The 21,266-nt window shown below is 72.1% G+C and carries 22 protein-coding genes; 4 read left to right on the plus strand and 18 right to left on the minus strand.

Annotation, left to right across the window (positions count from 1 at the left end; all coding sequences use genetic code 11):
* Positions 1-143 precede the first annotated feature (143 nt).
* Positions 144-356, minus strand: coding sequence for a DUF4287 domain-containing protein (locus tag FHX78_RS12245; protein WP_145867477.1), 213 nt, complete (start codon positions 354-356; stop codon positions 144-146).
* A gap of 185 nt (positions 357-541) precedes the next feature.
* Between FHX78_RS12245 and FHX78_RS12250 the strand changes: the two genes are divergently transcribed.
* Positions 542-1,150, plus strand: coding sequence for a GNAT family N-acetyltransferase (locus FHX78_RS12250; RefSeq protein ID WP_145867479.1), 609 nt, complete (start codon positions 542-544; stop codon positions 1,148-1,150).
* Between the two features lie 9 nt (positions 1,151-1,159).
* Here FHX78_RS12250 and FHX78_RS12255 read toward each other — a convergent pair whose 3' ends face one another.
* The 3 genes from FHX78_RS12255 to FHX78_RS12265 all read right to left on the minus strand — a co-directional run bounded on the left by FHX78_RS12255 (position 1,160) and on the right by FHX78_RS12265 (position 4,827).
* On the minus strand, positions 1,160-1,690 hold the full coding sequence (locus FHX78_RS12255) for a hypothetical protein (protein WP_145867480.1): 531 nt from the start codon (positions 1,688-1,690) through the stop codon (positions 1,160-1,162).
* Positions 1,687-2,415, minus strand: a complete 729-nt coding sequence (locus tag FHX78_RS12260; protein WP_145867481.1) for an Imm52 family immunity protein — start codon at positions 2,413-2,415, stop codon at positions 1,687-1,689. Before FHX78_RS12260 ends, FHX78_RS12255 begins: the two co-directional genes overlap by 4 nt.
* 141 nt (positions 2,416-2,556) lie before the next feature.
* Complete coding sequence (locus tag FHX78_RS12265; protein ID WP_145867482.1) at positions 2,557-4,827, minus strand: Tox-REase-5 domain-containing protein; 2,271 nt, start codon at positions 4,825-4,827, stop codon at positions 2,557-2,559.
* Positions 4,828-5,050: 223 nt separating this feature from the next.
* Here FHX78_RS12265 and FHX78_RS12270 point away from each other — a divergent pair, with 223 nt between their 5' ends.
* The gene (locus tag FHX78_RS12270) at positions 5,051-6,574 is read left to right on the plus strand and encodes a discoidin domain-containing protein (protein WP_145867484.1); all 1,524 of its coding nucleotides are present in this window, start codon (positions 5,051-5,053) and stop codon (positions 6,572-6,574) included.
* Positions 6,575-6,653: 79 nt separating this feature from the next.
* Entirely contained in the window at positions 6,654-7,022 is a 369-nt protein-coding gene (locus tag FHX78_RS12275; RefSeq protein ID WP_145867485.1) for a DUF192 domain-containing protein, read from the plus strand.
* A 128-nt stretch (positions 7,023-7,150) separates the two neighbouring features.
* On the opposite strand, the gene FHX78_RS12280 is transcribed toward FHX78_RS12275, so the two are convergent.
* The 14 genes from FHX78_RS12280 to FHX78_RS12345 all read right to left on the minus strand — a co-directional run bounded on the left by FHX78_RS12280 (position 7,151) and on the right by FHX78_RS12345 (position 19,087).
* The gene (locus FHX78_RS12280; RefSeq protein ID WP_145867487.1) at positions 7,151-7,801 is read right to left on the minus strand and encodes an OmpA family protein; all 651 of its coding nucleotides are present in this window, start codon (positions 7,799-7,801) and stop codon (positions 7,151-7,153) included.
* Between the two features lie 8 nt (positions 7,802-7,809).
* Positions 7,810-8,388: a hypothetical protein gene (locus tag FHX78_RS12285; protein WP_145867489.1), complete on the minus strand. Its 579-nt coding sequence runs from the start codon at positions 8,386-8,388 to the stop codon at positions 7,810-7,812.
* A gap of 34 nt (positions 8,389-8,422) precedes the next feature.
* A complete protein-coding gene (locus FHX78_RS12290) occupies positions 8,423-9,025 on the minus strand; it encodes a pilus assembly protein TadG-related protein (protein ID WP_145867490.1) in 603 nt (200 codons plus the stop codon).
* Positions 9,022-9,255 (minus strand): hypothetical protein, encoded by a 234-nt coding sequence (locus FHX78_RS12295; protein WP_145867491.1) that lies wholly within the window; start codon positions 9,253-9,255, stop codon positions 9,022-9,024. Before FHX78_RS12295 ends, FHX78_RS12290 begins: the two co-directional genes overlap by 4 nt.
* Positions 9,256-9,415: 160 nt before the next feature.
* Entirely contained in the window at positions 9,416-10,309 is an 894-nt protein-coding gene (locus FHX78_RS12300; protein ID WP_145867493.1) for a response regulator transcription factor, read from the minus strand.
* The gene (locus FHX78_RS12305) at positions 10,306-12,024 is read right to left on the minus strand and encodes a sensor histidine kinase (RefSeq protein WP_373312981.1); all 1,719 of its coding nucleotides are present in this window, start codon (positions 12,022-12,024) and stop codon (positions 10,306-10,308) included. Before FHX78_RS12305 ends, FHX78_RS12300 begins: the two co-directional genes overlap by 4 nt.
* A 17-nt stretch (positions 12,025-12,041) precedes the next feature.
* Complete coding sequence (locus FHX78_RS12310; RefSeq protein ID WP_145867494.1) at positions 12,042-12,929, minus strand: DUF5936 domain-containing protein; 888 nt, start codon at positions 12,927-12,929, stop codon at positions 12,042-12,044.
* A 22-nt stretch (positions 12,930-12,951) separates the two neighbouring features.
* Positions 12,952-13,896, minus strand: coding sequence for a type II secretion system F family protein (locus FHX78_RS12315; protein WP_145867496.1), 945 nt, complete (start codon positions 13,894-13,896; stop codon positions 12,952-12,954).
* An 11-nt stretch (positions 13,897-13,907) separates the two neighbouring features.
* Complete coding sequence (locus FHX78_RS12320) at positions 13,908-15,245, minus strand: TadA family conjugal transfer-associated ATPase (RefSeq protein ID WP_145867497.1); 1,338 nt, start codon at positions 15,243-15,245, stop codon at positions 13,908-13,910.
* A 14-nt stretch (positions 15,246-15,259) separates the two neighbouring features.
* Positions 15,260-15,574, minus strand: coding sequence for a TadE/TadG family type IV pilus assembly protein (locus FHX78_RS12325; protein WP_229923866.1), 315 nt, complete (start codon positions 15,572-15,574; stop codon positions 15,260-15,262).
* A gap of 163 nt (positions 15,575-15,737) precedes the next feature.
* Positions 15,738-16,124, minus strand: coding sequence for a pilus assembly protein (locus FHX78_RS12330; RefSeq protein WP_145867500.1), 387 nt, complete (start codon positions 16,122-16,124; stop codon positions 15,738-15,740).
* Between the two features lies 1 nt (position 16,125).
* Positions 16,126-17,379 (minus strand): CpaE/TadZ family protein, encoded by a 1,254-nt coding sequence (locus FHX78_RS12335; RefSeq protein WP_145867501.1) that lies wholly within the window; start codon positions 17,377-17,379, stop codon positions 16,126-16,128.
* Positions 17,380-17,388: 9 nt separating this feature from the next.
* Positions 17,389-18,096: a Flp pilus assembly protein CpaB gene (gene cpaB / locus FHX78_RS12340; protein WP_145867502.1), complete on the minus strand. Its 708-nt coding sequence runs from the start codon at positions 18,094-18,096 to the stop codon at positions 17,389-17,391.
* A 142-nt stretch (positions 18,097-18,238) separates the two neighbouring features.
* Positions 18,239-19,087 (minus strand): hypothetical protein, encoded by an 849-nt coding sequence (locus FHX78_RS12345; RefSeq protein WP_167531966.1) that lies wholly within the window; start codon positions 19,085-19,087, stop codon positions 18,239-18,241.
* Between the two features lie 470 nt (positions 19,088-19,557).
* On the opposite strand from FHX78_RS12345, the gene FHX78_RS12350 reads away from it, so the two are divergent.
* Positions 19,558-21,264, plus strand: coding sequence for a chitinase (locus FHX78_RS12350; RefSeq protein ID WP_145867503.1), 1,707 nt, complete (start codon positions 19,558-19,560; stop codon positions 21,262-21,264).
* Positions 21,265-21,266 lie beyond the last annotated feature (2 nt).

Raw genomic sequence — 21,266 nt, forward strand, 5'->3', positions numbered from 1 at the left:
GCTCCCGGTGGGGCGAGGCTTCTCTTGAGCCCGGTCACGTTATCCGCGTCCTGCCTGACGACACCAGAGTGGTAGGTGTCAACCCGTGCGCTTCAGTGCTGAATTGATACAGAACCCCCGCCTCACCCACCCCGGTGGGCCGCCTACTTGCCGCCGGCCTCCGCGAGCGTGTGCGCCACGAGGGCGTTGGCGTGGCCGTGGCCCAGTCCGTGGTCGGTCTTGAGCCAGGTGACGAGTTCCATGTGCTTGGTCAGGGGCGAGGAGCGGATGAGTTCCTTCCACTCCGCTATCGGACGCCCGTACTTCTTCTCGATGGAGGGGAAGTAACTGGCGGGTCCCTTGGCGGTGTCGGCCATGTCGGCGATGTCCTCCGTGTCGGTGCCCGGTGGTCCCGAGCGGCTGGTCGTACGCCCACCCTGTGGGCCGGGGCGGTGTGGTCGCTCGTATGACCGATGACGACGGCTCAAGTCATCGGTCGGATGGCGTGATCGGCGTCACCCCAGGGACACCGTGCCGGCAGCGCGTGGAAAGAATGGCCCATATGCCGATGATCAACACGCCCATGACGGCGACGGCCGACGACGCTCCGCTGATCGGCCGGACCCTGGTCCGTGCCTTCGACGACGACCCGATGATGCGCTGGTTCTTCCCCGACGACGCCTCGCGCGAGGTGCGGCTGGGCCGTTACTTCACCACTGTCTTCACCCGGCAGTACGTCCGCCACGGCAGGTGCGAGCGCACCGCGGTGGCGGCCGCGTTCTGGGTGCCGCCGGAGGCGCTGGACAAGGCCGTTCCCGACGCGGAGACGATCCAGGAGCTCCAGGACATCCTCGGCGACCGGGCTCCTCTCTTCAGGGACGCCGTCGAGGCCACCGCCCGGCACGCTCCCCGGGACCCGCACTGGTACCTCGCCCTGATCGGCGCCGACCCCGCCGCCCAGGGCCGGGGACACGGGGCCGCCCTGCTGCGGTCGGGGCTGGCGCAGGCCGACGCGGCGGGCATGCCGGTCCGTCTGGAGTCCTCGAAGCCGTCCAACCTGCCCTTCTACGAGCACTTCGGCTTCACCGTGCGCGAGGAGCAGCAGCTGCCGGGAGGCGGACCGGTGCTGTGGGCGATGGAACGCCTGCCGCGCCGGCCGGCCGACGTGTAGCCGGGCCGGTCACCGGCGTCGGTCCGGGCCGGCGGGTTCCGTGAGCGGGCGGGCGCTGATCAGGGCGGTGAGGAGCAGGGGGGCGTCGCCGTCGGACTGGTTGAGCGAGACGGCGGCCCAGCGCTCGGGCGCGCCCGGCAGCGGGCCCCACACCGTCAGGTCGCCGTAGCAGTCCTTGGCGGCCAGGGTGCGGAACGGTTCCGGAAAGCCTTCCGGACGGGCGCGGAGCGGGGGGACGGGCAGGGGCACCGTGCGGTGGGGGCCCCAGTGGCGGTCGAGTTCCGCCGTGAGCGCGCGCAGGTGGGCTTCGGCCGCCGTCTCGGCCTCGTTCCATGCCGGGCCGTACACGCCCGTCAGGGGCTCGCCCTCCCAGAGCGGGAAGAGGAGGAAGCCGTCGCCGCGGGTCAGGGCCCACTCGCCCGTGGCCGGGTCGTCCTCGTCGGCCGCCGGGCCGGCCGGCGGCAGGGGGGTGGTCAGGCGGGCCCTGAGGGCGGACACGGCCCGGCCGGTGTCGAAGGGTGCGCCCGAGCGGGTGGTCACAGCGTCGGCCTCGTCATGGGCTGGGGCAGCGGCTCCAGGGCCCCGGCCTCCCCGAGGGACCGGTAGGCCGCGACCACGGCGGCGACGTCACCGGGGGACGCGAGGGTGAGCAGTACGCCCCTGTCGTCCGGGAGGTGCCGGGAGTGGGGCTCCAGGGCGGGCGGGACGCGGGTCGCGCGGGACGGCGACAGGTACGCGACCCAGCCCACCGACGGGGTGCCGATCCGGAAACCGGCCTCCTTCTTCAGGGCTGCGGTCACCGCGCGGTCGCTCACGTCGCCGTAGTCCGGATGCCACACCTCGGCGACGGCGGTGAGGAGTCCGGCGTCCGGGAGCGCGGCGTCGTCCGGGGAGACGATCGTGGCGACCAGCGACTGGAGCAGGAACTGCGGCGCGCCGCCCGCCAGTCCGGCGATCTCCACCTTCCAGCCGGGGGCGGTGTCGGCGACCAGGCGCAGCGACGTGCCGTTCCCAGCCGACCAGTCGTCGGCCTCCTGCGCCGTGCGCAGTGCCGCTCGCAGCGACGCCTCGTCCGGCGGCCGGAGCGTCCCGGCCGGCCCGGAGGCGGGGGCGGTGCGCCAGGTCCAGGGCGCACCGGCCTCCGCGGCCGCGGCAGCGGCGGGGAGGAGTCCGGTGAACCGGTCCAGGGTGGCGTGCCACCGTTCGGCGAGCGTCTCCACCGGCTCCTGCCGGGGGCCCCAGAAGCCCCGCACCACTCGTCGCATCGTCCGCGTCCTCTGCCCTTCCTCTTCCGCTTCCGCTTCCCGCTTCGGCTTCGCGCTTCCCGCTTCCCGCTTCCTTCGGTCCGTCCGCCGCCCACCGCACGCGGCCGTCCTCACCTTAGGGCGCCCGGCCCGGTGGGCCCGTCAGTCGAACGCCTCGGGGCGTCGGTCACCGGCGATCGGTTCGGGGTCCGTGTGGACGACCTCGATGTCCAGGCCCGCGTCCTCGAAGGCGTCCCGCGCCGCGTCGGCGACCTCCTCGTTGGAGAAGTGCCACTCGACGTCCTTGCCGCGGGCGGCCTCGACCTGCCGGCGCGCCTCGGTCAGCAGGCGCTCCCTGCCGGACGGCGTGAGCTCCGTGCGGTCGGCGCCCAGGAAGCTGTCGTAGCCGTTCTTGGCCTCCAGGTAGGTCCGGCGCGAGGAGTCCCAGCCGTCGAACTCGACGTCCGGCACGTCCGGGTCGGTGTGCGGGACGACGTACTCGTACCCGCGCCGTGTGCCGGTGACCTGCTCCTGGTAGCGCAGCCACGACTCGTTCTTCCAGGTGGGCTTCGGGTTGCGGTCGCGGCTCGCCCAGAAGCCGTCCCCCTGGTCGGCGTCCCCGTACGTGCGGCTGCTCAGGTTCTCGGCCCAGTCCGGCGGGTTGTAGTTGCGCGGGTCGTGGGCGTCGTTGCGCACGGGGTCCGGCCACTGCTTCTTGTTCTCCAGCGCCTGCCGGGCGCGCTCCGGTTCCTCGGCGCGCTTGCGCTCCAGGTAGGCCTGGCGTTCGTGCTCGCGGGCCTGGCGCGCCAGCTCCGCCGCCTCCTCGTCGCAGCCGCCCTCCGCGAGGACGACGTGGGGGGCGGGTCCGGCGAGGACGGTGGTGCCGGTGCCGGGGCCGCCGGTGGGGGCTCGGGGGGCGTGGTCCCCGTCGTCGTACGGGGTGCGGCGGGGCGGGGCGGAGAGGGTGCAGCCGGTCCTGCGGGCCGTCTCCTCCGCCTCGTCCGCGGCCTCGTCGGCGCGCCGGGCGGCGTCCTCCAGGGCGTCCAGGTCACCGGCCTCGGCGGCACGGCGTGCGTCCTGCGCCGCCTCGGACGCGTCGTCGACGACCTTGCTCAGTCTGCCGAGCGAGCCGACCTTCTCGGCGATCTTCGCTTCGCCGTAGCCGGGGATGAAGAGGGAACCGACGTTCCAGATGACGGTGGTGACGGCCCGGGTCTCGTTGCCGTCGTTCCACTGGTCGACGACGTCGTCGCCGATGAACGAGTCGAACAGCACGGTTCCGCCGGTGCCGAGCGAGGCTCCGCCCCAGTCCAGGACGGCCCCGAGGTAGTCGCCGTCGCCCCACATGTCGCGGGCGTCGGCGGTGCTGCCCCACCACTGGTCGCCGAGGGAACTGCCGTAGTCCATCAGGCCGTTCCAGGTGTCGACGGGGTTGGTCACCACGTCCCAGATGCCGGTGACGTCGCCCCAGACGCCGTCGACGAAGAGGCCCCCGCCCACTTGTCCCAGCTGGTCGCCGGCGCAGCCGAAGAAGGCGCCGAAGCCGGAGAAGCAGCCCTTGTTCTCGTCCCCGTTCTCATCCCCGTTCCCGTTCTCGGTCTCGGTCTCGGTCTGGTCCTCGTTCTCGCCGGCGTCCGTGGTGGCCGGCTCCTCGTACGGCGGCTCGTCGATCTCGTCCTCGGCGGCCACGGGGTCAACGGGGTCAACGGGGTCCGCGAGGGAGGGGGCGTCCTCCGTCCCGGGGGGCGTGTCGCCCTCCGCGGTGACCCGGCCGTCGTCGCCCGCGCCGGGGGCCGGGCACGCCGTGCCGGTGACGCGGCAGACCTGCGACTGGATACCGGTGAGGATCTGAGTGCCCAGGCCGCTGACGACGAGCGCGGTGATGATCGCCGCGACGACCGCGACCAGGCCCGCGTACTCCACCGCCGTCTGCCCCTCGTCCCGGCGCCGGCGCATCATCCGCGGCAGGGAGAAGGGGCGGCGTTCCCGCCGCTCCGGTGCGGCGAGACGGTACCAGTCGCGGCTCTCCGGACGGGTCAGGAGGAAGAGGATCAGGAGGGGGAGGAGGAGCTGGGTGAGGCCGCGGGCCGATCCGTCGGCCAGGTTGGACACCGATCCGAGGACCAGCCAGACCTGTACGGCGATCAGCCCGGTCCGGATTCCGCTTCCGCCCCGCCAGGTGCGGCGGGCCAGCCACCAGCCGAGCACCCCGGGGGCGGCGGCGTACGCCACCTGGGCGAGCAGTGCGCCGTCCACCGCGTCCAGCGAGGCCGCGGTGAGGAGCAGTCCCAGGCCCCCGAGGACGGTGAGCGCGAACAGCGCGTGCACGAGCAGCAGCGCCCGGGACAGGGGCCGGGGCAGGTCCCGCCGGCCTCCCCCGCCCCCGGGTGCCCGCGCCACCCCGGACTCCGGTCCTCCCCCGTCGAAGGCCATGCCCGCCCTCCTCACGTCCCCCGGTTCGTGACCGTGTTCGGGTCACGGCAGGCCCCGAGGGTAGGAAGGGGCGAGTGGTCGGGGCATGGGCCCGTGGGCCCAAATCAGCGCCCAAGCGATGGCGCGCGCCAGTGTTGTCAGTCCGGCCCGTTAGGGTCCGGATCACCGTCGACGGCCGTGCCGGACGGCGCGTGCTGACGATCCGTCAATCTCTGGAGCACCCATGGGCTTTGAGGCCACCTACGCAGACTTCTCCGTCGATCCGGCTCGGCTGGCCAACGCCGACGCCAGGTACCACGGCGCCCGGTTCGCCGGGTCCCACCTGGCGTTGAGCGCGGGCGGGAGCGTGACGCTGGACTTCGAGGTGGAGGACACGGAGGACGTACCGCAGGCGACGCTCTGCGTCACGGCGCTGGTCTCCAAGCTCGGCTCCTCCATCGGCCACGCCCCCATGGACGTACTGATCCAGGGCGAGACCCTGGTCGGGGGGCTGACCGTGCCCGGCGGCGGGGACCTGCCGCACGACAACGTCTTCGCCGTGCCCGGGCACCTGCTGAAGCCCGGCACCAACACCCTGGAGATACGGTCCTCGGCGAAGGCCGACAGCATGCTCTGGGTCTACCGGGTCACCCTGGACCCGGTCTGGGAGCGCGGACGGTCGGAGCGGGCCCGGACGGCCGAGGCCGCCCGCGACTCCGTCTTCACCTACCGGACGGAACTCCGCCCCGCCCACCTCCCCTCCGCCCCCTGGCAGCAGGCCCAGCAGCTGCTCTTCCACATCGACCGCGACGAGCACTCCCTGCCCGCCCAGCTCGGCTGGCGCGGTGAGGACGGGGCCGAGTCCGCCATCAGCTTCCAGTCCAACATGTCGGACTTCCACGGCTGTTACCGCGCGGCGGACGGCACGGCGTACGAGTACCGGGGACGGCTCGCCGACCGCCGGCCGTACTCGGAGGAGACCGTGAACCTCACCGCCGCCACCCTGCACCGGTTCCACACCGAGGAGGGCTGGGGCGGCGGCTGGCACACCTCGCACGAGCTGCGGTTGCTGGTCGACGACGGCGGAGCCCCCGTCGAGCGGGTGACCTGGCGCGACCAGCGGGGCAACTCCGGCGTGGTGGTGCTGCACGTCCCCGCCACCGAGGTCGAGACGACCGGTGTCGAGGCGAGCGACGAGTTCGACGACGGGGGCGAGGGGGCCGACAACCTCCTCGACAACCGGCACAGCAAGTGGCTGGCGTTCGAGGAGACCGCGCAGCTCGACTTCACCCTCGGCCGCCCCACCGCCGTCACCTCGTACACCCTGGTGTCGGCGAACGACGCGCCCGACCGCGACCCCCGCGACTGGACCCTGCACGGCTCCCACGACGGCCACACGTGGACGCCGCTGGACACGCGCAGCGGCGAGTCGTTCGACGGGCGGTTCGCGTCGCGGGAGTTCCACCTCCGCTCCCGTCCCCGGGCCTACCGCCACTACCGTCTCGACATCACCCGCAACGCCGGTGCGGAGGAGACCCAGCTCTCCCAGGTCCGCTTCGCCGAGGCGTCCGCAGGGCAGGCGTTCACCGGGTACTACCAGCGCCACAACGAGGGCCCCATCGGTTATCGCGGCACGCCGGCCGCCGTCGCCCCCTCCGCGCGGGCCGTCGATCCCCGCGTCGCCTCGGAACTGTCGGCCGCCGCCTCCAGCCTGGCCGAGACCGCCCAGACGCTGGCCGCCCTGGCCGAGCGGCTGCGCAGGCACTGACCGCGGAAGCCTTCGCGGGATACGTTCGGTGCGGACGGGCCGGTCGGTCGGGCGTGCGTGCGGAGGGGGTCGGTGGGAGATGAGGCGCTGGCGGGACGGGCGCGGTGAGCTGACCGTACGGTCCGAGGACGGCGGGGGGACGCCGGTCCGCGTACCCCTGGAGATCGCCACCTCCTACCGGGCCCGGACGAAGGGGCTGCTGGGGCGGGACTCCCTCGACGGGGCCCTGCTCCTCTCCCCCGCCAACAGCGTCCACACCTTCCGTATGCGCATGCCCATCGACGTCGCCTATCTCGACCGGCGCCTCCGGGTCGTCGCCGTCCGCACCATGCCACCGGGACGACTCGGCCTGCCCCGGCTCCGCGCACGACACGTGATCGAGGCGGAGGCCGGGACGATGGAGGGGTGGGGGGTGCGGGTGGGGGCCCGGGTGGAGGTGGACCTGTGAAGACACCGTCTACCGATGGCCGTCGGTCGTACGGCGGCTACTTCCGGCCGACCGGCTCAAGTCTGCGGCTGCGATATCAATCATCATGGTGCGGATCACCCCGGCGGCCCTCCCGAAGCGCTACCGCCTCAGCTGCCCTCCGTGCGCGGGAAGGTGATCTCGACCCTGCGGTTCTTCTTGCGGCCGGCCTCCGTGGAGTTGTCGGCGATCGGGTACTGCTCGCCGTAGCCGCGCACTTCGTAGGTGACGTTGGCGTCGCTCAGCTCCTGGCCCAGGACGCTCTGCACGGCGTTCGCGCGCTGCCGGGACAGGACGTCGCCGTGGGCGGAGGAGCCGAGGTCGTCGGTGAAGCCGAAGACGCGGATCTTCGTCGCGTTCTGGGCCTTGATCTCCTGCGCGATCGCGGAGATACGGGCCTTCGCCTCCGCGCCGAGCTTGGCACTGTCCTTGCCGAACAGCACCTCGGCCTGGAGGGCGAACTTGACGTCGGAGTTGGTGTCCTCGCGGCGTTCCTCGCCGCTCTTGTCCTCGACGATCTGCTTGATGTCCAGGACCTTGGGCTCGGTGAGCGTGGCACCCTCGGGAAGCTTGAGGTCGGGGTCGTTGGGATCCACTTCGACGGGCGCCGAGGCGGACGCCTCCGTTCCCGGAGGGACGCTGGGGCCGTCGTCCGCGTGCGCGACCACCGCGCCGTAGACGTTCGTGGCGACCATGACCGTGGCGGCCGAGAGCACCACGGCGAGGCGCGGCCGCGCCGACCGGCTGTGGGTTCGGATCATGGTGGGCCTCACCCGGAGATCTTGATCGTGCCGCTGGAGAAGGTCGGCAGCTGCAAGGCCACGTCGATCGTGTCGGCCGGTGGGGCGGGGAACTGCATGAAGACAGGAAGGCTCTGGCCCGCGTCGAGGGTGGTGAGGCCCGTCGTCGTGAGCGGGCGACCGTCCGTGTCCCGCAGCACGTAATACCGCTTCTTCCCCTTGGAATCCACGAGCGTGGCACCGCCGAGCGATTGCCCGTGCTTGATGACCTCGGTCTCGTCCCCACTCGTCTGAGCCGGGATGGCCGCCGACTGCGCGCCATCGTTCTTGAGGTTGCCGCTGACGGTGACGAAGCCGCCGGAATCCCGTACAGCAGAGGTGATCGTCAGGAGCAGTCCACTAGTGCCCTGGAGTTCGGCCAGCGGAGTCTCCGCCTTGCCCTCCTGAGCACTCGGCTGGGAACCACTGTCCTTGGAGGCCGATGCCGAAGGACTCGGTTTGTCATCGTCGCCTCCGCCCCCGCAACCCACGGCGCCCAGAGCCAATCCGGCCGCAATGGTCAGTCCGACCATCCCCCTGCGGGCCTGCGCAGTGATCCGAATGCTCATCTCTCTGCTTCCTTCATCACTCGTCATTCGCTTGTCAGTCGGCCAGATGGACGTCGAACAGGTCGTGGGGCTCGGGAAGGAGTTCAATGGGCCCCTTCGGGTCCAGGTTCCACTCCTCGCCCTTGCAGGTGAGCAGCGGCAACACGTCGTCTTCGGCATCCTCGGCCGGAAGCTTGAACGTGCAGCGAGGTTCGATCACAGCGGTGGCGGTGGCAGTCGACTGCCGCTCCTCCGTGCCGGGCACGATCGAGTCCCCGACGGTCTTGTTGGTCCTGACCTCGACTTCGTAGCCGAGAAGGCCTGCCAGGTCACAACCGACCACATGGGCGTCGTTCCGTGCCGCCAACTCCTGGGCGCGCCCGCACGAAAACGCGAGTCCCTCGACGTCACCATCGAAAATGGCCTGCCATTCGGCCGGGTCGAGCAGGTCCTGTACCCACCGGTCCGCGAGCTGGTCCCGGGTGTCCTGTGCCGCCGCGAGCGCCGCCGCGTCGGCGGCGGTCTGCGCACCGTTACGATTCGCCGCGGCCTGGCCGACCGCGAAGTAAGCGAACGCAAGGAAGAGCAGGCCCCCCACCACCGTGATGTAGATGGGGAAGGCCTGCCCTGCGTCTCCGTGCGGGCGGCGTCGCGTCAAGGAGCGACCTTGGCGATCTGAGCATTGATCTTGGTGAGGATGGTCTGGCCGATGCTGGTGCCCGTGATCGCCAGGACGATCAGCACGACCACCGCGATGATGCCCAGGTACTCGACCGCGGTTTGCCCCTTGTCGGCGTTGCGGCGCTGCATGGCCTCGACCGTCGTGTTCTTCCAGCCGTTGACGCGGACCTTGGTCGCGACGGCGGTCTTCAGCATCAGGTCGCTCATGGTGTTCCCCTCCGGCTGACGCGGTGGCGGCCCTGTTCGTGGGGCCGCTTTCGACCTTCGCACCGTAGGGCCGGGTGACCCGGGTGCCGGAGGGTCCCAGGGCCCAAATCCGGGCCCAGGCGCGGGCCCAGCGGTTCGTCCCCCCAGAAGTCACCGTGGTTCACCCCACCCCTCGGCCCGGACCCGGTGCCGTGCCGAGCCATTTCGCGGCGGCTTCCGAGCGGCTGGTGCTGTGGAGCTTGGCGAAGATGCGGTTGATGTGGTTCTTGACCGTCTTCTCGCTGATGAAGCACGTCGCGGCGATCTGCTGGTTGTTCATGCCGGATGCGATGAGGTCCATGATCTCCGCCTCCCTCGCGCTCAGCCGGAACCCCGCCCTGTCAGGGGAAGACTGTGCCATAGGCGATTGCAGTTGCGAAAGGTTTTCCGCAGAAGTAGTCGGGGGCGGGAGGGAGGAGCGGCCGATTCCGGTCTGTGGACGGCCATTTGTGTACGCCCCGCCCAGGCCGTCCGGCAGTTGCTGTCCGGTCCCCTGCGCCTGGCGAAGTTGCGCCAGCAATGCGTCGGCCGCCGTGGAGGTGAAGTGGGCCCGGCCTTCCGTGATGTCCCTGACCGCCGCCACCAACTGGTCCGCCGTGAACTCGCCGTGGACCAGGTAGCCCCCCGCCCCCCGGCGCAGCGCCTCCTGGACGATCTCCGACTCCCTGCTGTACGTGAGCATCACGACGGGGGCGATGCCGACCAGGTACGGGAGCGCCGAGATGCCGTCCACGCCCGGCATGCGGACGTCGAGGAGGACGACGTCCGGGCGGTGTGCGCGGGCCGCCTCGTACGCCGCCGAGCCGTCCGCCGCCTCCGCGACCACCGTGATGTCCTCGCGGCCGGAGAGCAGGGCCGTCAGACCGGCGCGGACCACGGGGTTGTCATCGGCGACCACCACCCGCAGCGCGGGTGGCGCGGGGACGTTCCGGAAGGGGTTCGGCGGCGGCTGCACGAGGGTGCCTCCTCGGTGGAGGTGGAGGTGGAGGTGGGGGGACGGACGCGGGACGGTCATGGGGCCTGCTCCGTTCGGGGCGGTGCGGTCAGGGCCGCCAGCGGCAGTTCCAGGAGGACTTCCGTGCCGCCCGCGTGGTTCCCCCGGCCTATGCGGATCCGGGCGCCGACCGAGGCCGCCCGCTCGACCATGCCGACCAGGCCGAAGTGTCCGGCCCTGCGCAGCTGTTCGAGGCTGGTGCCGGGCGGGAGGCCGCGGCCGTCGTCGTGGATGCTCAGCCGGAGGAGGTCGCCGTGGACGCCGGCGCTGACCTCCACCCGGGTCGGTGCGGCATGGCGGTGGGCGTTCTCCAGGGCTTCCGAGGCGATGGTGAGGACCTGGCGGGCCACGGCCGGGGGCACCGGCGGGACGGTGTCCGCGCCCGTCGGGCTGTAGGCGGCCGGCAGGCCGGTGCGGGTGGAGAAGTCGCGGATGCGGGCGGCCAGTTCCACCAGGACGTCCGTGCCCTGGCCGGGGTCCGACTCGCGGCGCAGGTCGGCCAGGAGTTCGCGGGACTCCGCCGCGGCCCGGCGGGCCGAGCGGGCGACCAGTTCGGCCTGCTGCCGCACCAGTGCCGGGTCCGGCCGGTCGGCGCCGGCCGTGCCCGCGAGTCCGTCGGCCGCCAGGGCGACCCCGTGGAGCGTCTTCGCCACCGAGTCGTGCATCTCCCGCGCCAGTCGCGCCCGTTCGGCGCCGACCGCCTCCGTCACGGCCAGGCGGGCCTGGACCTCCGTCAGGGCGTGGGTCGCGGTGCCGAGGCGGAACATCAGGTTGCGCAGGCTGGAGCCGACCGCGCCCGCGATCACGCAGAGGCCGGGCAGCAGCAGCGTCTCCGCCGGTTCCGCGTCGGGGCTGTCCAGTGCCGCGTGGACCAGCAGGAGGATCAGGCCCTGGAGGGAGGCGAAGACCGCCGCGCCCCGCCAGCCGTAGATCAGGCCCGCGAGGAGGGGGGTGCAGACGCTGACGTAGGCGAGGGTGGTGTCCGGGCCGGCGGAGATCAGGAGCAGGGCGCCGAAGAGGGTGTCGGCGGCGAGGAGGGTGGGGTGGCGCAGGAGGAGGGGGCCGAAGCGTTCCCAGTCGCGGAAGAGGACGTAGGACGCCATGAAGGTGACGACGACCGCGATGCCGACGAGGCGGGTGCCCCAGCCGGGGCCCGCGTTGAGGAGGGCGGCGGGGGCGGCCACGGCGATCATCGCCAGCCTGAAGCCGAAGACCTGCCGGCACAGCGCCTGGAGCGCGTTGACCTGGATCTGGACGTCCGGTCCCCGGGTGGCGGGTGAGGGGTCCGTCCGGGCCCCGGCCGGAGGGGGGCTCCCGGGCGCGCGGGACGCGTCGTCCTCGGGCGCGGGTGATGGTCCCTGCGGGGATGGGGATCCCGGCGTGGATGGGGATCCCGGCGTGGATGGTGATCCCTGCGTGGATCGGGATCCCTGCGGGGATGGGGATCCCTGCGGGAGTGGTGGTCCCTGCGGGGGCGGGGTGCGGTCGGCGGGTGCCGCACCGGGGGGTGCCCCGATCGCTGCCCCGGGGGCTGCCTCGGGGGCTGCCTCGGGTGTCTGTGCGGGGCCCGCCGGTTCCCAGCCGGGGGGCAGGGCCGGGGTCACCGACGTCACGGGGACGTCCGGCGCGCCCGTGCGGGCGTAGGGCGGGAGGACGGTGCCGGCCGGCGGGGTGGTGATCTCCGCCGGCTTCGCGGGGCGGCGGAACAGCCCCGTGCGCTCCCCGGTCGTCGTCATCGCGTCCCTCCCCCGCCCTACTCGCCCGTGACCGCGCCGAAGTCGATGCCGGAGCCGAGGATCAGGCCCGCGCCGAGGAGGATCAGGGTGGCCGGGACCATGAACGTGGTGATCATCATGGTGGCCTTGGGGACCGCGCGGGCCGCCTTGCGGCGGGCGTTCTGGGCGTCCGTACGGCGCATGTCCCTGGCCAGCGACACCAGGGTGTCGACGATCGGCGCGCCCAGTTCCTCGCCCTGCTGCAACGCCGTGACGAACATGGTGACCTGCTCGGAGTCGTTGCGGCGGCGCAGTTCCGCGAAGGCCTGGCGGCGGCTCATGCCGAGGTCCATCTGGCGCAGGGTGATGCTGAGTTCGTCCGCCCACGGGCCCTCGTAGCGGGACGCCACCCGGTCCAGGGCCTGGCGGAAGCCGAGGCCCGCGCTGACCACGACCGCCAGGACGTCCAGGAAGTCGGGCAGGGTGCGTTCGATGACGTCCTTGCGGATGCGGATCGCCGACCAGATGCCGACCTCCGTCCAGAACGCGCCGAAGGCGAGCAGCAGCAGGGCCACGAAGAGCTGGCCGCGCATGAGGAAGACCAGGAAGCCGATGCCGCCGAGGGCGCCGTAGACGGCGCGGCGGGCGGCGTAGCGGTCGATGGTGAGGCCGCCGGGGTTGCCCGCCAGGTCGATCCGGCGGCGGTACTTGGCGACCTGCTTGGGGCCCATGAGGCGCAGTACGGCGGGCGCGTAGCGCATGCCCATGCGGTCGATGAGGGAGTCGACCGCGCCGGTGCGGGTGGAGCCGACCTCCAGGGCGAGCATCAGGTCGCCGGGGAGTTTGGCCTCGGCGCGGTACATGCGGATGCCGGCGAAGACGCCCCAGACGGCGAGGCCCATGAGCAGGGCGAGCAGAAGTCCCATGTCGGTCGGTCCTCCTCGCCGGTCAGACGTCGATGCGGGACATGCGGCGGATGAGGACGAAGCCGACGGCGTACAGGCCGAACGCGATGATCACCGCCAGCTGGCCGGCGGGTGAGCCGGTCATGCGTTCCAGGGCGCCGTCCTTCACGCCGTTCATCAGGAACAGCGAGCCGATGCCCAGGACGGGGACGGCGTACGACGTCATGCTGACCTGGGAGAGCTGGGTGCGCACTTCCCGTCGGGTCTCCTTGCGCTCCTCCAGGGTCTCGGTCAGGTTGCGCAGCGCGCCGACCACCTGGCCGCCGGCCCGGTTGGACAGCACCAGGGTGGTGACGAGGACGACGAGTTCGCGGGAGGGGAGGCGGTCGGCGAGTTCGCCGAGCGCGTCGTCCATGGACGCGCCGACGGCCAGCTGGTTGGCGACCTTGGTCAGTTCCTCGCCGGCCGGGGCCTCCAGTTCCTCCGCGGCCATGCCGATGGCCGTGCGCAGGGCGAGGCCCGCCTGGGTGGCGTTGGCGAGGATGCGGGCGAGTTCGGGGAGTTGGTTGATGAACTTCTCGATGCGTTTCTGGCGCTGCCAGTTGAGGAACTGCAGCGCCACCCAGACGCCGGCCAGGCCGGCGATCGGGCCGAAGAAGGGGGCGAGGGTGGCCTGGCCGACGAGCCAGAGGCCGGCGACCGTGGCGAGCATGGCGGCGAAGAACTCGCCGGGGGTGATGTCCAGGCCGGTGGCGAGCAGCCGCAGTTCCAGTTTCCGGCCGGTCCGGGTGCGGCGCAGGCGGCGGTCCAGGGTCGGGAAGTGCCGGCGGCGGCCGGTGATCGGGATCTGCCCGGTGGCCGACAGCCGGTCCACCAGCGCCTGCCGCTGTGCCCTGCCGGTGGCGTAGGAGTGCACGCCGACGACCGCGAGGACGCAGGTCAGCAGGGTGACGCCGGTGGTCAGCGTGATCAGGTTCTGCAGATCCATGGGGACGGTTCCTACCTGGCTTCTCGGATGGCGAGCTGGTCGGAGGACTGGGCGACGCCGAACGCCTGCGGGATGGGCTGGCTCGCCATGTAGAGGCGGTCGGCGGTGCGGCGCGGGAGGGGGTGGTGGGCGTAGACGCCGTGGACGCGGCCGTCGGCGGTCATCGGGCGGGCGTCGAAGCGGGCGACGGTGGTCAGCCGGTACGGTTCCGAGCCGTGGCTCTCCAGCAGGGCGACCTCGGTGATGCGGCGGGCGCCGTCGGCGAAGCGGGTGAGCTGGACGATCACGTCGACGGCGCTGTTGATCTGGTCGTGCAGGGCCACGAAGGGGATCTCCACGTCGGACATGGAGGCGAGGGTCTGCAGGCGCATCAGGGCGTCCTCGGCGCTGTTGGCGTGGACGGTGGCGAGGGAGCCGTCGTGGCCGGTGGACATCGCCTGGAGCATGTCCAGGGACTCGCCGCCGCGGACCTCACCGACGACGATGCGGTCGGGGCGCATGCGCAGGCTGTTGCGCACCAGGTCGCGGATGGTGACCTGGCCCTTGCCCTCGACGTTCGGCGGGCGGGACTCCAGGCGGATGACGTGCGGCTGCTGGAGCTGGAGTTCGGCGGAGTCCTCGATGGTGATGATGCGTTCGCCGGCGGGGATGAGGCCGGAGAGGGCGTTGAGGAGGGTGGTCTTCCCGGTGCCGGTCGCGCCCGAGACGATGACGTTGAAGCGGGCCTGCACCAGGCCGGCCAGCAGGTAGAGCATGTGCTCGTCGAGCGAGCCGAGGCCGATGAGTTCCTGGAGGGTGAAGGAGCGCGGGAAGCGGCGGATGGTGAGGGTGGCGCCGGTCAGGGACAGCGGCGGGATGATGACGTTGACGCGCTCGCCGGAGGGGAGGCGGGCGTCGACCATGGGGTTCGATTCGTCGACGCGGCGGTTGACGGTGGAGACGATGCGTTCGATCGTCTGCATGAGCTGGTCGTTGGAGGCGAAGCGCAGGGGCAGTTGCTCGACCCGGCCGCCGCGCTCGACGAAGATCGCGTCGGGGCCGTTCACCATGATCTCGGTGATCGACGCGTCCTCCAGCAGCGGTTCGAGGATGCCGAGGCCCAGGGCCTCGTCGACGACCCTGCGGATCAGCTGGGAGCGTTCGACGGTGGACAGGACCGGGCCCTCGCGGCTGATGATGTGGCCGAGGACCCGCTCCAGCCGGGCCCGGCGCTCGGCCGCGGCCAGCGAACTCATCTCCGCGAGGTCGATCTCCTCGAGGAGTTTGGCGCGGTAGGAGGCGACCAGGTGGCCGTCCTCGCCCCGTCCGGCCGTCTCCTCGGGGGAGTTGATGCGTGCCCGCAGGCTCATGAGTCGCTTGCTCCTCAGTGGTCTAGCGGCATCGTGGCGGTCTTGCGGGCCGGGTCGAAGCTCCAGCCCGGCACGATCGAGGGGATCTCGACCGTGGCGGTGACGGTGACCTCGTCGCCGCCGGGTCCGCCCGCGCAGGAGGTGCCGTCGGCGAGCCAGTCGCTGACGGCGGCGGTGCAGGCGGAGCCGTAGGCCTGGTCGAGCGAGGCGCTGCGGGCGCCCGCGCGGGCGGCGGTGCCGGCCTGCTGGGCGGTGTAGGCGATCAGGCCGAGCTGTACGGCGGCCATGGCGACGAGGAGCAGGACCGGGAGGAAGCCGAGGTACTCGATGGCGACCTGCCCCCAGTCACGAAGGCCTCGGTCACGACGGCCCCGGTCACGACGGTCGCGGTCACGACGGTCGCGGTCACGACGGTCGCGGTCACGGGGGCCCGGGCGGGACGGGGCGGGATGCGGCGCGCGGGACGGCGCGTTCGGCGTGCGGTACGGCATCTCAGTCCGTCTCCTCCTCGACCGCGCCCGCGTGGCCCTTGACGTCGAACGGGATGGAGACGGTGCCCGGGAAGAGGAGGGGCACGTTCAGCGTGACGTCGGCGGTGACGAAGCCGCCCGCCGTCGTGCAGTTCACGCTCGCTCCCCCCGCCCACGCTCCTGACAGCTTGTCCGTCCCGGCCGCCTGGCAGGCGCCCTGGCGTGCGCCCGGTGCCGCCGCCGTCGCCGCCCGTACGGCCTCGTCCGCAGCATTCCCCGCGAGGGTGAACGTGTACCCCACGAGCACGAGCTGCCACAGCACCACCAGCGTCACCAGGATCGTCGGCGTCATGCCGAGGAACTCGATGGTGACCTGGCCCCGGTCACGGGCCCGCCGTACCGTCTTCATGTCATCCCCCCGCGTCCTTGCGCCGCCGGAAGCTCACCGCGCCGCGGTCGCCGCGCAGCCGGCCCGTCCTGTGGGCGCCCTCGGCGGCCTTGACCAGGCCGAGTTCGCCGGCCAGGCCCCACAGGGCCTGTTTCACCGTGCTCCTGCTCTCCAGTTCGTGGACGCGGCCCGCGTCGACGACGCCCTGGAGTTCCTTGAAGTGGGCGGGGATCGTGGTGGCCGCCACCGCGGTACCGGTGATCCGCTGGATGAGCGGGGGCTGGATCTCCGTGCCCCGGGTGTGCCGGTTGACGACGATCGTGGTCTCCTCCGCCTTGCGGATCTGCAGCCGGTCCCACATCCGCACCGCCCGCTTGGCGCCCCGTACGGCGATCACGTCGGGAGTGGTGACCAGCAGGGCCGTGTCGGCCATCTCCACCGCCGCCGCGCCCGCCCCGCCGAGCTGGGCGCCGCAGTCGATGACGACGACGTCGTAGCGGGAGCGCAGGGCGCTGACGATCTGGCGGGCGGCGCGGTCGGTGACGTCCTCGCCGCGTTCGCCCTCGCCGGGGGCGAGCAGCAGGGCGAGGCCGGTGTCGTGCCGGAAGACCGCGTCGGCCAGGACGCGCGGGGAGATGTCGGTGATGGCGGCGAGGTCGACGACGGACCGGCGGAACTGGACGTCCAGGTAGGAGGCGATGTCGCCGGTCTGGAGGTCCATGTCGACCAGGGCGGCGCTGCGGCCGGAGGCCTGGGCGGCGAGGGCGAGCTGGATGGCCGTGAGGGTGGTGCCGGTGCCGCCCTTGGAGCCGCTGACGGTGACGACGGTGCCGCCGACGCCGGTGAACACGTCGCCGCCGGAGCCGAGGTGGCGCCGTACGCCGACGGACCACTGGGCGACGGCCTGGACGCGGCTGGCGAGTTCCTCGTAGCTGAGCGGGAGGGCGACCAGGCCGCGGGCGCCGTAGTCCATGGCGGCCTGGAAGAGTCCGGGGCTCGCGTCGGAGGTGACCAGGATGACGCCGACGGACGGGAAGCGCAGGGCGACTTCACGGATCAGTTCGAGGGCGGGGACGGGTCCGATGCGCTCGTGCACGACCACGACCTCGGGCAGTTCGTCGACGGACTCGGCGGCCAGGCGCGCGAGGGTGTCGATGAGCTGGGTGGAGTCGGCCACCGGGGCCACCGGCTCGGCGTCCGGGAGCTGGCTGAGCAGTGTGGTGATGGACCGGGCCGCGTCCGGGTCGCCGACTGCCGGGAGGATCCTCGTGGGCATGCGGGCCTCTCACTTGTCCTTGGCGAGTTCGTACGTCCGGTCCTGCTCCGGGACGGCCGTGTCGCTTCCGGGGGCGACCAGCGCGAGCCGGACCCGCTGGGCGAACGACTCGGCGTAGGTGATGCGCTGGGCGTCGATGGTGGACAGCGCGAAGGTGATCGGGACGGCCTCGGTGGCCTGCCGGTCGCGGTCGCTCTCGTCGGGCCGCAGGGCGGTGAGCCGGCCGACGTCCAGGACCTGGGCGTTGGTCACGATGATCTTGGACTGGGAGGGGTCGCCCTCGCGCTCCCCCTCGAAGGTGGCGTAGACGTTGACCGTGGACCCTGGTGTGATCTTGCCGGCCACGCCCGTGGCCGCGTCGATCATGATGGCGACCTCCTGCTGTCCCGGTCGCAGGGCGGGCCGGTCCACGATCATGTCGGTCTGCAGCAGGGAGCCCTCGCGCAGGGTGGTGACGGCGATCTTGTCCTGGATCTCGCGCAGATCGGTCACCGCGTTCTCGGACAGCCACCGCTCGGGCATCGAGATCTTCTCGAACTGGCCTCTGCCGAGCGCGGTGTAGGGCGCCACGTCGGACTTCAGCCGGTACGCGGTGACCTCGGGGCCGACCTTGGACTCCACGTCGTCGATGACGGAGAGGACGCCGGCGAACGCGCCGAGGGCGCACAGGACCGACAGGAGCAGGAGTATCACGCCGCGGCGCTGACGGGAGTTCATGAACCGTACAACCTCGTTGGGGATATCGGTCGAGCGGAATCGGGCGGGAGCGGGTGCGGTGGACGGTGGCCCGGGCGGGCCGGGTGAAGCGGGGCCGCCGCCCCGGGGCGTGCGGTGCGCCGGGTGCCCCGGGGTGCGGGACTCACCCGGCGATCGCCCGGTGCCCGGTCCGGGCCGGGGGCGGTCCTTCCTGGTCGGGTGGTGTGGCCGAGCAGAACACGCACCGGTCGCCGATGACGTCGATGCCGCACCAGTGGCAGGTGCCGCGCCGCACGGAGGTGACCAGCTGGTACAGGACGGACAGGTCGGGCAGATAGGTGCAGAACTCGATCAGCCGGCCGGTCCCCCACCAGGTCGGGGACTCGGCCGGAAGCGGTGTCTCGCGCAGCCCCTGCACCTTCCAGGACGGGGCCAGGGAGGCGGTGACCCAGTCGGACTGGAGCGGGCCCTTGGCGACCAGCATCCAGGTGCCGAACTCGGGTCCGTCCAGTGCGGCTTCGGGGCCGAGGCGGACGAGCTGCGGCTGCGGGTGGGCGAGGACGGCGAACTGGCTGCCGGGCAGCCAGGACTTGGCGTGCTGCTTCAGGTTCACGGGGACGCGGTCGAGCCGGGCGACGGAGCCCAGCAGCGCCCCGGAGTGGAGGTAGTGGATCAGCAGCCGGCCGGCCGAGGCGAGGACGCCGGGACTGAGGTCGCAGGAGGCGAGCTGGCGCAGCTGGCGGGCCAGGACGGCCAGTCCGAGGGGTGGCAGCTCCGGGCTGAACAGGGCTATGCGGTCGCTCTCCAGGAGCGAGCGCAGGGTGTGCAGCCGGCGCCGGACGGCGAGCGGGGTGGCCCGGGAGCAGACGACGATGACGTGGCCGTGCTGCTCGATGAGCGTCTGCAGCTCGGTCAGGACCTGTTCGAGCGGGCGGGTGTGGACGTCCCGCAGCACCACGGCGGGCAGGGTCCGTTCGTCCTGCGCCGGCAGCGCCATGTCGGCGCTGGTCACGGCAATGGCAGTTGGCACGCGCGGCTCCCCGTTCTCCCCATGCCCGTCGGCCCACCGGGCGTTACTCCGATGCACCCTGGTGACTTCACTGCGTGACTTCCTCAGCACTGTATCCGCGGGTCTGTGGCCGGAGAACAGCGTTTGAGCAGCCGTACAGCAACTCCTGCCGTACAAGGTGCGCCAAAACGGGGCAGGTTGAGCATCTCGCCGGTCTCGATCCGGCCCCGTAGGTGTGGGTCCTGTGCACCGGCTTGACGCGGGGCCCCGCTTCGGACCCCCGGGCCCACGCTTCCCCCGCACACCCCGGACTACTCCCGCTCCCGGGGACGCCTTTTTGGTCTGGACCCATTGACAAGGCTATTGGTCTGGACCACCTTGTCTCCATCGGCGGCCGCCGTCGCTCCTTCCCCGCTGTCCTCCCGCGGTGGCGACCGTCCCTCCCTGCCCTTCACCCCCCACCGGAGGCCCCAGTGGACCGCGCACCAGGAACGCCCGGCCGCAGCAGACGCGTCTGGGCCGCAGCCCTCGTCTCCGCCCTCGCCCTCGCCCTGCCCCTCGCCGGCGCGGGCCAGGCGTCCGCGGCGGACGTCAACAACGCCAGGAACGCCGGGTTCGAGGCGGGCCTGAGCGACTGGACCTGCTCGGCGAACAGCGGCACCACCGTCTCCTCCCCGGTGCACGCCGGTACGGCCGCCCTCAAGGCCACCCCGGCCGGGCAGGACAACGCCCGCTGCACCCAGACCGTCACGGTGAGGCCCAACTCCACGTACAGACTGAGCGGGTGGGTGCAGGGCGGCTACGCCTACCTGGGCGTGACCGGCACCGGGACGACGGACGTGTCCACCTGGACCCCCGACTCCGGCAGCTGGAAGCAGCTGTCCACGAGCTTCACCACCGGTTCCTCCACCACCTCGGTGACGGTCTACACCCACGGCTGGTACGGCCAGGCGGCGTACTACGTGGACGACCTGTCGGTCTTCGGGCCCGACGGGGGCGGCGGCGGGGAGCCGGAGCCCACCGTCCCGGGCACCCCGGGCGGGCTCGGCGTCTCGGGGACGACGTCCTCGTCGGTGTCCCTGGCGTGGAACGCGGTGCCGGGCGCGACGGGGTACACGATCTACCGCGACGGCACCAGGGTGACGGCCGTGACGGGCACCTCGGCGACGGTGACCGGCCTCGCCGCCGCCACCTCGTACTCCTTCCAGGTGGCCGCGTCCAACGCGGCCGGCGAGTCGCCCAAGTCCGCCGCGGTGACGGCCCGGACGAAGGAGAGCGGCACCGGGGGCGGCACCCTGCCCAAGCACGCGGTGACCGGCTACTGGCAGAACTTCAACAACGGCGCCGCCGTGCAGAAGATCTCCGACGTCCCCGCCCAGTACGACATCATCGCGGTCTCCTTCGCGGACGCCACCGGCACGCCCGGCGCGGTCACCTTCAACCTGGACACCGCCGGTCTGAACGGCTACACCGTCGACCAGTTCAAGGCGGACGTCCGGGCCAAGCAGGCGGCCGGGAAGAAGGTCATCATCTCGGTCGGCGGCGAGAAGGGCACCGTCGCGGTGAACGACTCCGCCTCCGCGACGAACTTCGCGAACTCGGTGTACGCGCTGATGCGGGAGTACGGCTTCGACGGCGTCGACATCGACCTGGAGAACGGCCTCAACCCGACCTACATGACGCAGGCGCTGCGGGCGCTGTCCGCGAAGGCGGGCCCGTCGATGATCCTGACGATGGCCCCGCAGACCATCGACATGCAGTCGACGTCCGGCTCGTACTTCCGGACCGCGCTGAACGTGAAGGACATCCTCACGGTCGTCAACATGCAGTACTACAACAGCGGTTCCATGCTGGGGTGCGACGGCAAGGTCTACAGCCAGGGCTCGGTGGACTTCCTGACCGCGCTCGCCTGCATCCAGCTGGAGGGCGGCCTCGCCCCGTCCCAGGTGGGCCTGGGCCTGCCGGCCTCCACCCGCGGCGCGGGCAGCGGCTACGTCTCCCCCTCCGTGGTGAACAACGCCCTGGACTGCCTGACGAAGGGCACCAACTGCGGCACGTTCAAGCCCTCGCGGACCTACCCGGACCTGCGGGGCGCGATGACCTGGTCCACCAACTGGGACGCGACGGCGGGCAACGCCTGGTCCAACGCGGTGGGCCCGCACGTGCACGCGCTGCCGTAGCA

This window comes from Streptomyces capillispiralis, from assembly GCF_007829875.1.
Lineage (GTDB): Bacteria > Actinomycetota > Actinomycetes > Streptomycetales > Streptomycetaceae > Streptomyces > Streptomyces capillispiralis.

Excerpts from the sequence above, each read along its gene's own strand:
- FHX78_RS12270 (WP_145867484.1), top strand. The coding sequence starts at position 5,051 with ATGGGCTTTGAGGCCACCTACGCAGACTTCTCCGTCGATCCGGCTCGG.
- FHX78_RS12335 (WP_145867501.1), bottom strand. The coding sequence starts at position 17,379 with ATGCCCACGAGGATCCTCCCGGCAGTCGGCGACCCGGACGCGGCCCGG.
- FHX78_RS12315 (WP_145867496.1), bottom strand. The coding sequence starts at position 13,896 with ATGGATCTGCAGAACCTGATCACGCTGACCACCGGCGTCACCCTGCTG.
- FHX78_RS12310 (WP_145867494.1), bottom strand. The coding sequence starts at position 12,929 with ATGGGACTTCTGCTCGCCCTGCTCATGGGCCTCGCCGTCTGGGGCGTC.
- FHX78_RS12285 (WP_145867489.1), bottom strand. The coding sequence starts at position 8,388 with ATGAGCATTCGGATCACTGCGCAGGCCCGCAGGGGGATGGTCGGACTG.
- FHX78_RS12305 (WP_373312981.1), bottom strand. The coding sequence starts at position 12,024 with ATGACGACGACCGGGGAGCGCACGGGGCTGTTCCGCCGCCCCGCGAAG.
- FHX78_RS12320 (WP_145867497.1), bottom strand. The coding sequence starts at position 15,245 with ATGAGCCTGCGGGCACGCATCAACTCCCCCGAGGAGACGGCCGGACGG.
- FHX78_RS12330 (WP_145867500.1), bottom strand. The coding sequence starts at position 16,124 with ATGAAGACGGTACGGCGGGCCCGTGACCGGGGCCAGGTCACCATCGAG.
- FHX78_RS12295 (WP_145867491.1), bottom strand. The coding sequence starts at position 9,255 with ATGAGCGACCTGATGCTGAAGACCGCCGTCGCGACCAAGGTCCGCGTC.
- FHX78_RS12250 (WP_145867479.1), top strand. The coding sequence starts at position 542 with ATGCCGATGATCAACACGCCCATGACGGCGACGGCCGACGACGCTCCG.
- FHX78_RS12265 (WP_145867482.1), bottom strand. The coding sequence starts at position 4,827 with ATGGCCTTCGACGGGGGAGGACCGGAGTCCGGGGTGGCGCGGGCACCC.
- FHX78_RS12260 (WP_145867481.1), bottom strand. The coding sequence starts at position 2,415 with ATGCGACGAGTGGTGCGGGGCTTCTGGGGCCCCCGGCAGGAGCCGGTG.
- cpaB (WP_145867502.1), bottom strand. The coding sequence starts at position 18,096 with ATGAACTCCCGTCAGCGCCGCGGCGTGATACTCCTGCTCCTGTCGGTC.
- FHX78_RS12275 (WP_145867485.1), top strand. The coding sequence starts at position 6,654 with ATGAGGCGCTGGCGGGACGGGCGCGGTGAGCTGACCGTACGGTCCGAG.
- FHX78_RS12245 (WP_145867477.1), bottom strand. The coding sequence starts at position 356 with ATGGCCGACACCGCCAAGGGACCCGCCAGTTACTTCCCCTCCATCGAG.
- FHX78_RS12300 (WP_145867493.1), bottom strand. The coding sequence starts at position 10,309 with ATGACCGTCCCGCGTCCGTCCCCCCACCTCCACCTCCACCTCCACCGA.
- FHX78_RS12280 (WP_145867487.1), bottom strand. The coding sequence starts at position 7,801 with ATGATCCGAACCCACAGCCGGTCGGCGCGGCCGCGCCTCGCCGTGGTG.